We start from the raw sequence: 10,876 nt of genomic DNA on the forward strand, positions 1-10,876 counted from the left end.
TAAAAGTTGAGCGCGCGGCAATTAGGTCATTGCCGCAAGTCAGCGGGGTTCTTTACTCGGAATCCTCAGCAGCCGGATCCTTGAAATCACCGGTTTCTGCGTCGTAGCCCTCGAGCTGGGTCGGGTCGAAGTCCTCAGGGGTGTCCTTGAGAGCCAGGCCCAAGTTAGCCAGCTTGATCTTTACCTCATTGATCGACTTCTGGCCGAAGTTGCGGATATCCAGCAGGTCGGACTCGGTGCATTCAGCGAGCTCGCCCACGGTGTGGATCTCCTGACGCTTCAGGCAGTTATAAGAGCGGACGGAGAAGTTCAGGTCCTCGATCGGCATGCCATAAGCAGCGATGTACTCGGTCTCCTGCGGGGAGGGTCCGATCTCGATGCCTTCGGCAGCGTTGTTCAGCTCGCGGGCCAGGCCGAAAAGCTCGACCAGGGTGCCGCCGGCGGAAGCCAGGGCATCGCGTGCAGAAATCGAGTTCTTGGTTTCGACGTCGATGGTCAGCTTGTCAAAGTCGGTGCGCTGCTCAACACGAGTTGCCTCGACCTTGTAGGAGACCTTGAGGACCGGGGAGTAAATCTGGTCGACCGGGATGCGGCCGATCTCACCGGAGGTAGGAGCGGCTGGGACATAGCCACGGCCGCGCTCGACGACGAGCTCAATGTCCAGCTTGGCGGTGTCATTCAGGGAAGCGATGTGCAGATCCGGGTTGTGGATCTCCACGCCAGCCGGCGGCTGAATATCGCCCGCGGTGACATCGCCCGGGCCTTCCTTGCTCAGGTACATAACAACCGGCTCATCGGAGTCGGAAGAAAGCACCATGCTCTTGATGTTCAAGATGATCTCGGAAACGTCTTCCTTCACACCGTTGATGGTGGTGAACTCGTGGAGAACACCATCGATCTTGATGGAGGTTACCGCTGCACCCGGAATGGAGGACAGCAGGGTACGACGCAGCGAGTTACCGAGGGTGTAGCCAAAGCCCGGCTCGAGCGGTTCGATGACGAACTTGGAACGAGACGAGTCGATGAATTCCTCGGTGAGCTGAGGACGCTGGGAAATGAGCATTGAAATTCTCCTTTTCGGCGACCGCTATTTGACGCCGGTAGAGGGGTAAAAATCTTCGGGATTGAAGATTCCTGGTTATCCGCCAGGCCATTACAGGCCGTGCGGTATAACAGTTTACTTCGAGTAAAGCTCGACGATGAGCTGCTCCTGCAGCGGAATGTCGATCTGAGCGCGCTCGGGCAGCTGGTGCACGAGGATGCGCAGGGTATCAGGAACAACCTGCAGCCATGCCGGTACGTTGGCATCGATGAGGGCGTCCTGAGCATCTTCGAACCATTCCATCTTCTTGGAGCGGTCACGGACATCGATGATGTCGTACTGGGTGACCTTGTAGGAAGGAACGTTGATGTTCTTGCCGTTCACGGTGAAGTGACCGTGGGAGACAAGCTGGCGAGCCTGGCGGCGGGTGCGTGCCAGACCTGCACGGTAAACTACGTTGTCCAGGCGGGACTCGAGCAGGATAACCAGGTTATCGCCGGTCTTGCCCGGGAGGCGGTTTGCCTCTGCGTAGTAACGACGGAACTGACGCTCCAGCACACCGTAGGTGTACTTTGCCTTCTGCTTCTCCTGGAGCTGCAGCAGGTACTCAGATTCCTTGATGCGGTTGCGGCCAGCCTGTCCCGGTGGGTACGGGCGGCGCTCGAATGCCATATCGCCGCCGACCAAGTCGACGCGAAGACGGCGGGATACGCGGGTAGCGGGGCCAGTGTAACGAGCCATTTTCTTACCTCTTCCTTTCCCTTAAACCTTGCGACGCTTGGTCGGACGGCAGCCGTTGTGCGGCTGTGGGGTTGCATCCGTGATCGAGGAAACCTCGAGGCCTGCAGCCTGCAGGGAGCGGATGGCGGTCTCGCGGCCGGAGCCCGGACCTTTGACGAATACGTCAACCTTCTTCATGCCATGATCCATTGCCTTGCGTGCAGCATTCTCGGCTGCCATCTGAGCGGCGAACGGAGTGGACTTACGGGAACCCTTGAAGCCAACGTGGCCGGAGGATGCCCAAGAGATAACAGCACCGGTCTGATCGGTGATCGAGACGATGGTGTTATTGAAGGTGGACTTGATGTATGCGTGGCCGAGGGCCACATTCTTCTTTACGACGCGACGGCCGGAACGGCGCGCGCCGGAACGAGTCTTTGGAGGCATGAACTACTTCTTCTTTCCTGCGATCGTCTTCTTCGGACCCTTACGAGTGCGCGCATTGGTCTTGGTGCGCTGGCCACGTACAGGCAGGCCACGGCGGTGGCGCAGACCCTTGTAGCTTCCGATTTCAATCTTGCGGCGGATATCAGCCTGAACCTGACGGCGGAGGTCACCCTCAACCTTCCAGGTAGCCTCAATTGCGTCACGGAGCGCCGACAGCTGGTCATCATCCAGGTTGTCAGTGCGCAGGTCAGGAGAAATGCCAGTCTTTTCTAGCAGTTCCTTGGCACGGGTTGGACCGATGCCGTAGATGTAGGTGAGAGCGACCTCCATGCGCTTATTGCGGGGGAGGTCAACACCAGCTAGACGTGCCATATGGCGTGTCCTTTCGGGTTGTTACGGCGGTTTTCTCCCCATCCGTCCCGCTCCATGCAACGCTTCGCCCGGACCGTGCCGGGAATCCTTGGGTTGCTTACCAGTGCGGGCTCAGGCCACCGTAGCCTGAGGTGGACAGAGTGAACCTGTGGGTTCACCCTTGGGTGAGGAGGCTTACTGTCTTTACTTGTAGCGGTAGACGATGCGTCCGCGGGTCAGGTCATAAGGAGACAGCTCTACCACCACGCGATCCTCTGGGAGGATGCGAATGTAGTGCTGACGCATCTTGCCAGAAATGTGTGCAAGAACCTTGTGTCCATTGTCGAGCTCGACACGGAACATTGCGTTGGGCAAAGGCTCGATAATTCGGCCTTCTACCTCGATTGCGCCTTCCTTAGCCATAACCTCTACTTTTCTGGCGACGGCCAAGTGTGCCGTCACCTGCATGTTTGTTGTCTACTGCGGTGGCGTATCCGCGCCAGCCTCGCTGACGCTATACACCGACTTAACAGCATACGCTGCAGCGACACGTTTTCCAAACCGCTGCACTTTCCGACGCCCCGTTAGCTCGCCCGCCCCTCCCCCTAAGCCAGCAAAATCCCCCGAACCGATTCTCCTCTTCGGAAGAATAGTTCGGGGGATGAGGCTTTCGCTTAAGCGCGGGCCTTAGTAGATAAAGACCTTATCGCCAACCTGTACATTATCCCAGTAGCGCTTTGCAGCGTCTGGCGGCAGGTGAACGCAACCATTGGAATCAACGGCCGGGTCATCCAGGTGGAAGGCGTGACCGTTATTGGTGAAGTAGATGGAGTATGGCATCGGCGCGTTATTGAACTCGCGGGAGATGTCATGCTCTACCTTGCGGCCAACGTAGAACGTGCCGCGCGGGGTCTCCTGTCCACGCATGCCAGCAGACATGGCCGGGGACACGTAGGACACCTTGCCGCCGTCCTGCAACCAGGTGCGGCGACCGTCGAGATCAACGCATACCTTGGCATCGGCCGGGCACGGGCCACGGTCGAACTGGTTGGCGCGGCGCTGTGCTTCCGCCTTGCGTGCGGCAGCCTCAGAACGAGCCTTCTCAGCAGCGACGCGCTCAGCGTTGGCGCGAGCGGCGGCCTCGCGGGCCTTGCGTGCTTCCTCATTCTTCTGTGCAATCAAGCCTGGGAAGAGGAATTCTACGGCGCCGTCCACAGCGGTCTGGACGCTAGGTGCCAGTTCCGGGGAGAACTTCTCTGCCTGGTCCAGGATCTGGTTGCGGGTATTCCAGGCCTGCTCGCGGCTCTGGCCATGGAAGTTATCCAGCTGCTTCTTTGCCTCAGCGGTGAGCTGGTCCAGGCCGGACTGGGAAGAGAGCTGAGCGAGGTCGGAGTTTGCCTTGGAGCTGAGCTGATCCAGGTTCGGGATCTCCTGGGCGGTAGCGGCAGGAGCCGCAACGGTGGTGCTCAAGGCCATCACGCCAGCGACTGCGGGCGCTGCAACCGTGGCACGGATCTTGCGGAAGCTAAATTTAGACATGGCTGTGAGTATAAACCTTTCAGGGGCAAATGCCTAGTGCAACAGGCAATATCGGGGAATAAATGTCAGTAGCGGCGGGTAAGAATACGGGGACCATCGGCGGTCGCGGCCACCGTATGCTCCCAGTGAGCGGCAAAGGAGCCATCGAGGGTAACGACCGTCCAGTCATCCTCTAGCACGGCGGAATCCTCTGTGCCCAAAGTTAGCATGGGTTCAATAGCTAGGACGGAACCTTCTTGGATCAGCGGGCCACGGCCTGGGCGTCCCTCATTGGCCAGGTAAGGATCCTCGTGCATGGTGCGCCCGATGCCGTGACCGCCATAGCCATCCACGATGAAAAGATCCACGCCGAACTTCTGCTCGGCCCGGCGGGTGGCTTGCTCTAGGGCATGGGAGACGTCGGTAAGCAGATTGCCCGGAACCATAGCCTGCATGCCCTCCATGAGGACATACTCGGTGGCCCTATTGAGGGCTGCGACGTCTGCATCGAGCTCGCCCACTGCGAAGGACCAGGCACTATCGCCCACCCAGCCATCAAGCGTGGCACCGCAATCGATGGACACCAAGTCGCCTTCTGCGAGGACGGTTTCCTTATCCGGAATGCCGTGCACGATGACGTCATTAACGGAAGCACAGATGGAGCCCGGAAATCCTTCGTATCCCTTGAAGGTGGGATAGGCGCCGGCATCGCGAATGGTCTGCTCAGCCACCGCGTCCAACTCGAGGGTAGATACGCCAGACGCCGCAGCAGCGCGGACTTCCTGCAGTGCCTTGCCAACAATCTCGCCGGCGGCCTGCATGGCGTCTAGCTCGCCCGGGGTGCGGGCGGGGATGCGCTTACTGCGGCGTCGAAAAGCCATGCTTACTTACCCAGTGCTTCCATCGCACGGGCGTTGATTTCCTCCACGGCGCCTTCGGCCTTGATGGAGATGATGGCATCGCCGTAGTGCTCGATAAGCGGGAAGGTTTCCTCGCGGTAGACACCGAGGCGGGTGCGGATAGTCTCCTCATTATCGTCGGCGCGGCCACGGGCCATCATGCGCTCAACAACAACATCCTCAGAGACCTCGAAGTTGAGAACTCCGTCGAGCTTCTCGCCCTTCTTAGCCAGCAGCTCCTCCAGGATATCTGCCTGCTCGGTGGTACGTGGGAAGCCGTCCAGCAGGAAGCCATTCTTGGCGTCATCCTGATTAAGGCGGTCCTCGACCATACGGGCGGTGACGTCGGTAGGTACCAGCTTGCCTGCATCGATGTAGGACTTTGCCTCTACACCCAGCGGAGTGCCTTCGCCAATGTTGGCGCGGAACAGGTCGCCGGTGGAGATGTGCGGAACGTTCAGCTTCTCGCTGAGGATAGCTGCCTGGGTGCCCTTGCCGGCACCGGGAGGTCCTAGAAGTACAAGACGCATTACTTAAGTAGTCCTTCGTAGTTGGATTGCAGTAGCTGGGACTCGATCTGCTTGACCGTGGTCAAGGCGACGGAGACCATAATCAGGATGGCCGTACCACCAAAGGCGGAGGTGCCGCTGGCGGAGGAGCTGCCTACGCCGAGGTCCAAGAGGATATTCGGCAGGATGGCAATAACTGCCAGGTACAGGGCGCCCACGCACAGCAGACGGTTCATCACATAACCAAGGTACTCCGCAGTCGGACGGCCCGGGCGAATACCCGGAATAAAGCCGCCGTACTTCTTCATATTATCCGCCTGCTCTGCCGGATCGTACTGAACCGAGACATAGAAGTAGGCGAAAAAGATGGTCAGGACGAAGTACAGCACGATGTACTGCCAGGAGGAAGGTGCCTGCAGGTGCGCGATGACATTGCGCTGCCACCAGTTATCCGGGGTGCCGGCGGAGCCAGAGTTCACAATCTGGGTAATGAGAACCGGCATGTAGATAAGGGAAGAAGCGAAGATGACCGGGATAACACCGGCCTGGTTGACCTTCAGCGGCAAGTAGGTAGAGGAACCACCGTACTGGCGGCGGCCGACCATGCGCTTTGCGTACTGCACCGGAATGCGGCGCTGGCCCTGCTCGATGAAGGTAATGCCAACAACCAGGATGACCAATCCGGCTACGACCATGGCGAAGACGAGGCCGCCATTGTTCTGCAGGATGCTTACACCATCGGTTGGCAGGCGGGTTGCGATACCAGCGAAGATGAGCAGGGACATGCCGTTACCGATGCCCTTTTCGGTGATGAGCTCACCCATCCACATCACCAGCACTGCGCCGGAGGTCATGGTGATGACCAAGACAATGAGGGTGAAGAAGTTACGGTCTGCCGCTAGGACCTGTACGCCCTGGCCCAGCAGCTGCTCGCGGTCTGCCAGCGCGACGATGCCGGAGGATTGCAGCAACGCCAACGCGAGGGTCAGGTAGCGGGTGTACTGGGTCATCTTGGCCTGACCGGATTGGCCCTCCTTCTTCAATTCCTCAAAGCGAGGAATGACCACGGTCAGCAGCTGCACAATAATCGACGCCGTAATGTACGGCATGATGCCGATGGCGAAGATCGACAGCTGCAACAGCGCACCACCCGAGAAGAGGTTGATGACGGAGTAAAGGTCTCCGGACTGCTCGGTCAACTGGCGCAAACGGCCAGCAATAGACGCATAGTCAACACCCGGGGACGGGATCTGTGCACCGACGCGGTACGCGATGATCATCACGATGGTGAAGATGATCTTCTTACGTAGGTCGGCATCCTTAAAAGCCTGGACAATGGCGGACACTACAAAATCCTCCTGGCCTACCGCTGCCGAACGCGAAATCTAGGGAGGGTTTCGCGTTCATACACGGAGGTGGAAACTCATCTGCCCCTAGGAAACCGCACCCCCTGAGCCGGAAAGCTTAGGGGAAATTCAGGTTTCCTTCAGGGACGGTTGAACACTTATGACCCCATTACCCTACCAGCCTTGCTCCGCATAGCCACATTAAGACCCAATAGTGTGACCATGATTGCTTGTCCTTTCGCGCGTTTTGTATCCGGGGTTTACCATGAGGGGGTATTGCGCACACGCAATTCTCCTGAAATTTCTCCGACCTCACAGCCCTTCGCGCTCCGAGGCCGTTATTGGTGTGAACCTAATGTTTCGAAAGAAGTACTTATGAGCAAGAAATTCACGCCGATGACCGTTGCTGAGATCATCGACGTATTTGTCCCTAGCCCCAACCCCTTCCGCTGGGAAGCCTTTGACGGGTCCGCGACCGGACCGGAAGACGCCCAGTACAAGGTGACTATTAATAGCCTCGAAGGCCTCTCCTTTATCGCTACCCACCCTGGCGACGTGGGATTTGCACGTGCATATGTCACGGACGGTATCACGGTGCATGGCGATCACCCGGCTCACCCCTATGGCATTTTTGACGCGCTGCATGCCATGTATGACAAATTCCGGAAGCCGGATGCCAAGACCCTGGCCCGCGTTGTTCGTTCCCTAGCGTCCATGGGCGCCTTTCAGATCCAGCCGGTTCCTGAGGTGGAGCGCGCTTCCTGGTTGCGCCGCAAGCTACACGACGGCCTTTCCAAGCACTCGAAGCAGCGCGATGCCGATGTCATTTCTGATCATTATGACGTTGGCAATGATTTCTACGAGCTCTTCTTGGGCGATTCGATGACCTACACCTGCGCCTACTACCCTTCCCCGGATGCCACCCTGGAGGAAGCGCAGGAGAATAAGTACCGCCTCATCTTTGACAAGCTGCGCCTCAAGGAAGGCGACCGCCACTTGGATGTGGGCTGCGGCTGGGGCGGCATGGTGCGCTACGCGGCGCGCCGCGGCGTGAAGTCCATCGGCGTCACCCTATCCAAGGAACAGGCCGAGTGGGGCCAGCGCAAGATTGAGGAGGAAGGCCTCCAAGACTTGGCGGAAGTCCGCTTCATGGACTACCGCGATATCACCGAAGAGGGCTTCGATGCCATCTCCGCTATCGGCATTATCGAGCACATTGGCGTGAAGAACTACAACGACTTCTTCAAGTTCCTGCACGGCAAGTTGAAGGTCGGTGGCCTGATGCTCAACCACAACATCACCTACCCGGATAATCACAAGACCCCTAAGGGCGGCTTCATTGACCGCTATATCTTCCCGGACGGCGAGCTCACCGGCTCCGGCAATGTCACCAAGGCGATGCAAGACAATGGCTTCGAAGTCATCCACACCGAGTCCCTTCGCTTTGACTACATGCGCACGCTGCATGACTGGTGCGAGAATCTGAAGGAGAATTGGGACGAGGCCTGCGCAACCGTAGGACTGCCCACCGCTCGCCTCTATGGCATTTATATGGCCGGATCCGAGTGGGGCTTTGAGCGCAATATCATCAACCTGTATCACTTCCTCGGCGTCAAGCTGGGCGAAGCCGGCTCCCGCGCCGGCGTGCCCGAGCGCCGCTGGTGGGAAGATAGCCGCTTTTAAGGAGGGGTGCCATGACTCTCATTGATAACCTGCGCGAACGGCTCGCCGCCGCCCAGCCGCGGCCGGTGGATGCCATGCCCATTGAGCCGGTGGGGTGGCAGGCGCACCAGGAGGGCGTCGATAAGCTGCTGGCGAGCTTCCGTGCCGTCCCGGCCGGAAAGCGCGTGCGCCTAGCCAAGAAGACCTCCAACCTCTTCCGCAGTCGCAGCGAGGAGCAGGAGGGCCTCGATGTATCCGGCCTGAGCGGCGTCATTGAGGTCGACCCAGTTGCCCGCACGGCCGATGTGCAGGGTATGTGCACCTATGAGGACCTCGTGGATGCCACCCTGCCCCATGGCCTCATGCCCTTCGTCGTGCCACAGCTTAAGACCATTACTTTGGGCGGTGCGGTTACTGGCATGGGCGTGGAATCCACCAGCTTCCGCAATGGTCTCCCACACGAATCCGTGCTGGAGATGGATGTCCTCACCGGCACCGGCGAGATTCTCACCTGCTCCCGCGAAGACAACGTTGATCTCTTCCGCCTCTTCCCCAACTCCTATGGCTCGCTGGGCTACGCGGTGCGCCTCAAGATTGAGCTGGAACCCGTGCCCGCCTATGTAGAGCTGCGCGAAGAGCGTTTCCACACCGTGGAGGAGGCGAGCCGCGCGCTTGCCGACGTCGCCTCTTCCCACACCCACCGCGGCGAACCCGTCCACGGCCTCGACGGAGTGGTCTTCTCCGAGGACGAGGCCTACCTTGTCTTTGCCCGCTTCACTGACGAGGAGGGACCGACCTCCGATTACACGCGGGACAAGATTTACTACCGCAGCCTCCAGCACGCCTCTGGCATCCGCCGCGATCGCCTCACCATCCGCGATTACATCTGGCGCTGGGATACCGACTGGTTCTGGTGCTCGCGTGCTTTTGGTGCGCAGAACCCGAAGGTGCGCAAGGTGTGGCCGCGCGAGCTTCGCCGCAGCTCCTTCTATTGGAAGCTGGTCCGACTCGACCGCAAATACGAGCTGGAATATAACTTCATCAAAAAGCCCCACGGCAAGCCGCGCGCCGAGCGCGTGGTGCAGGATATTGAGGTCACCCCAGAAAACCTGCCGGAATTCCTCCATTGGTTCTTTAATGCCTCCGATATTCAACCGGTGTGGCTGTGCCCTATCCGACTGCGAGATGGCGTAAACGAACTTGTTGGCACTGGCGACCTTGCCTCTGACTCCGCTGACCCATGGCCGCTGTATCCGCTTCGCCCCGGACAAACCTGGGTCAACGTTGGCTTTTGGTCCGGCGTGGAAGGGGATCATGTGGATCCCTCCGCTCCGAATAATGGCGCATTCAACCGCGTTATCGAAGCCAAGGTCAACGAGCTGGGCGGGCACAAATCCCTCTACTCAGAGGCCTTCTATTCCCGGGAGAAGTTCGAAGAGCTCTACGGCGGCAGTCTTCCTGCCTCCATTAAAGCGGTGACCGATCCGGATGACCGCTTCCCCGGCCTGTACGAGAAGACCGTAGACGAGGCCTAGGCCTTCCCTTCCCCGCGCCTACTCTGGCGGGAAAAGCAAAAAGGGTGGAACGCCCTTCCCGAGCGTTCCACCCTCCTTTTTCGTCCCTAAGTCTCGGGACATTCGCGCTTTAATAGGCAGCGGTGATGTTGTCGTAGCCGTTGATCTTCAGGGCGCCCATAACGCGCTGCACAGCTGCCTCATCCTTCTCCGGGTTGTAGGTCTCCGGGAAGGTCAGGTGAGCAGAGTGGTCATCCTTAAACTCGATGTTCATGAACTCGTGGCCGACCTCCTGGGTAGCAAGCGCCAGCTCGCGCTGCACGGCCAGCTTACCGCTCTGCAGGTTGCCACCGTTGAACCCTGGATCGACCTCTTCGGCACCCTCTGCGTCACCGTTGATGACGTCTTCCTTGTCACCGGTGATACGGCCCTTCTCAGCGTGGGCGCCCGGCTGCTGGTCCTGCGCAGGCTGCTCACCAGCCTCGACCGGTGCGGTCTGGGCGTTCTCAGCAGGATCCGGCTGGGAGAGCTGTTCTTGGGCATCGACCGGACCGGTAGAGCCGGCAAATGGCATGATGGCAGCGACTGCGGTTGCGAGCAGGGAAGAAACAGACGACATAAGGGTCTCCTTAACGTTAGATGAGTTTCAACTAAGGATGACTGTAACACTCGTGAATATATATCGCTATACCACTAACCTTATTTATTTATAAAGGTTTGCTGTCAACAATGTTCACTGCCGAGTGCTGGCATTCGCCCCGCCCAACTATTCGCACCAACCCCGGTGCGTCCGGGCGGATTCTAGTGGTCGTGGAAACACTTCTTATGTTTCGGTTGAGTTTATCAGTGCGGCCATTTTCTCGGCTGG

At 58.9% G+C, this 10,876-nt stretch carries 12 protein-coding genes; 2 read left to right on the plus strand and 10 right to left on the minus strand.

What is annotated here, in order from left to right; translation table 11 throughout:
• Positions 1 to 52: 52 nt before the first annotated feature.
• The 9 genes from QP884_RS10910 to secY all read right to left on the minus strand — a co-directional run bounded on the left by QP884_RS10910 (position 53) and on the right by secY (position 6,832).
• Positions 53 to 1,063, minus strand: a complete 1,011-nt coding sequence (locus tag QP884_RS10910; RefSeq protein ID WP_005322760.1) for a DNA-directed RNA polymerase subunit alpha — start codon at positions 1,061 to 1,063, stop codon at positions 53 to 55.
• A gap of 114 nt (positions 1,064 to 1,177) precedes the next feature.
• A complete protein-coding gene (rpsD, locus tag QP884_RS10915; RefSeq protein WP_005322762.1) occupies positions 1,178 to 1,783 on the minus strand; it encodes a 30S ribosomal protein S4 in 606 nt (201 codons plus the stop codon).
• 21 nt (positions 1,784 to 1,804) lie between these two features.
• Positions 1,805 to 2,209, minus strand: a complete 405-nt coding sequence (gene rpsK / locus QP884_RS10920) for a 30S ribosomal protein S11 (protein ID WP_005322764.1) — start codon at positions 2,207 to 2,209, stop codon at positions 1,805 to 1,807.
• A 3-nt stretch (positions 2,210 to 2,212) separates the two neighbouring features.
• The gene (gene rpsM / locus QP884_RS10925; protein ID WP_005322765.1) at positions 2,213 to 2,581 is read right to left on the minus strand and encodes a 30S ribosomal protein S13; all 369 of its coding nucleotides are present in this window, start codon (positions 2,579 to 2,581) and stop codon (positions 2,213 to 2,215) included.
• Between the two features lie 183 nt (positions 2,582 to 2,764).
• Positions 2,765 to 2,983 (minus strand): translation initiation factor IF-1, encoded by a 219-nt coding sequence (infA, locus tag QP884_RS10930; RefSeq protein WP_004566852.1) that lies wholly within the window; start codon positions 2,981 to 2,983, stop codon positions 2,765 to 2,767.
• A gap of 264 nt (positions 2,984 to 3,247) precedes the next feature.
• Complete coding sequence (locus tag QP884_RS10935; RefSeq protein WP_284822025.1) at positions 3,248 to 4,099, minus strand: L,D-transpeptidase; 852 nt, start codon at positions 4,097 to 4,099, stop codon at positions 3,248 to 3,250.
• Between the two features lie 65 nt (positions 4,100 to 4,164).
• Positions 4,165 to 4,959, minus strand: coding sequence for a type I methionyl aminopeptidase (map, locus tag QP884_RS10940; RefSeq protein ID WP_284822026.1), 795 nt, complete (start codon positions 4,957 to 4,959; stop codon positions 4,165 to 4,167).
• A 2-nt stretch (positions 4,960 to 4,961) separates the two neighbouring features.
• Positions 4,962 to 5,507: an adenylate kinase gene (locus QP884_RS10945; RefSeq protein ID WP_239278104.1), complete on the minus strand. Its 546-nt coding sequence runs from the start codon at positions 5,505 to 5,507 to the stop codon at positions 4,962 to 4,964.
• Complete coding sequence (gene secY, locus QP884_RS10950) at positions 5,507 to 6,832, minus strand: preprotein translocase subunit SecY (RefSeq protein WP_284822027.1); 1,326 nt, start codon at positions 6,830 to 6,832, stop codon at positions 5,507 to 5,509. The genes QP884_RS10945 and secY overlap by 1 nt, the downstream gene beginning before the upstream one ends.
• A gap of 375 nt (positions 6,833 to 7,207) precedes the next feature.
• On the opposite strand from secY, the gene QP884_RS10955 reads away from it, so the two are divergent.
• Together QP884_RS10955 and QP884_RS10960 are read left to right on the plus strand one after the other, a co-directional pair.
• On the plus strand, positions 7,208 to 8,515 hold the full coding sequence (locus QP884_RS10955; RefSeq protein ID WP_284822028.1) for a class I SAM-dependent methyltransferase: 1,308 nt from the start codon (positions 7,208 to 7,210) through the stop codon (positions 8,513 to 8,515).
• A gap of 11 nt (positions 8,516 to 8,526) precedes the next feature.
• Positions 8,527 to 10,029 (plus strand): FAD-binding oxidoreductase, encoded by a 1,503-nt coding sequence (locus QP884_RS10960; protein ID WP_284822029.1) that lies wholly within the window; start codon positions 8,527 to 8,529, stop codon positions 10,027 to 10,029.
• A 109-nt stretch (positions 10,030 to 10,138) separates the two neighbouring features.
• Here QP884_RS10960 and QP884_RS10965 read toward each other — a convergent pair whose 3' ends face one another.
• The gene (locus tag QP884_RS10965) at positions 10,139 to 10,627 is read right to left on the minus strand and encodes a hypothetical protein (RefSeq protein ID WP_239278109.1); all 489 of its coding nucleotides are present in this window, start codon (positions 10,625 to 10,627) and stop codon (positions 10,139 to 10,141) included.
• Positions 10,628 to 10,876 lie beyond the last annotated feature (249 nt).

Origin of the sequence: Corynebacterium tuberculostearicum, from assembly GCF_030229345.1 — a bacterium.
GTDB lineage: Bacteria > Actinomycetota > Actinomycetes > Mycobacteriales > Mycobacteriaceae > Corynebacterium > Corynebacterium tuberculostearicum_G.

What these genes read in the sequence shown, in the direction of transcription:
- QP884_RS10955 (WP_284822028.1), top strand. Translation starts at nt 7,208, where the DNA reads ATGAGCAAGAAATTCACGCCGATGACCGTTGCTGAGATCATCGACGTA.
- rpsK (WP_005322764.1), bottom strand. Translation starts at nt 2,209, where the DNA reads ATGCCTCCAAAGACTCGTTCCGGCGCGCGCCGTTCCGGCCGTCGCGTC.
- infA (WP_004566852.1), bottom strand. Translation starts at nt 2,983, where the DNA reads ATGGCTAAGGAAGGCGCAATCGAGGTAGAAGGCCGAATTATCGAGCCT.
- QP884_RS10965 (WP_239278109.1), bottom strand. Translation starts at nt 10,627, where the DNA reads ATGTCGTCTGTTTCTTCCCTGCTCGCAACCGCAGTCGCTGCCATCATG.
- QP884_RS10935 (WP_284822025.1), bottom strand. Translation starts at nt 4,099, where the DNA reads ATGTCTAAATTTAGCTTCCGCAAGATCCGTGCCACGGTTGCAGCGCCC.
- rpsD (WP_005322762.1), bottom strand. Translation starts at nt 1,783, where the DNA reads ATGGCTCGTTACACTGGCCCCGCTACCCGCGTATCCCGCCGTCTTCGC.
- rpsM (WP_005322765.1), bottom strand. Translation starts at nt 2,581, where the DNA reads ATGGCACGTCTAGCTGGTGTTGACCTCCCCCGCAATAAGCGCATGGAG.
- QP884_RS10960 (WP_284822029.1), top strand. Translation starts at nt 8,527, where the DNA reads ATGACTCTCATTGATAACCTGCGCGAACGGCTCGCCGCCGCCCAGCCG.
- QP884_RS10910 (WP_005322760.1), bottom strand. Translation starts at nt 1,063, where the DNA reads ATGCTCATTTCCCAGCGTCCTCAGCTCACCGAGGAATTCATCGACTCG.
- QP884_RS10945 (WP_239278104.1), bottom strand. Translation starts at nt 5,507, where the DNA reads ATGCGTCTTGTACTTCTAGGACCTCCCGGTGCCGGCAAGGGCACCCAG.
- map (WP_284822026.1), bottom strand. Translation starts at nt 4,959, where the DNA reads ATGGCTTTTCGACGCCGCAGTAAGCGCATCCCCGCCCGCACCCCGGGC.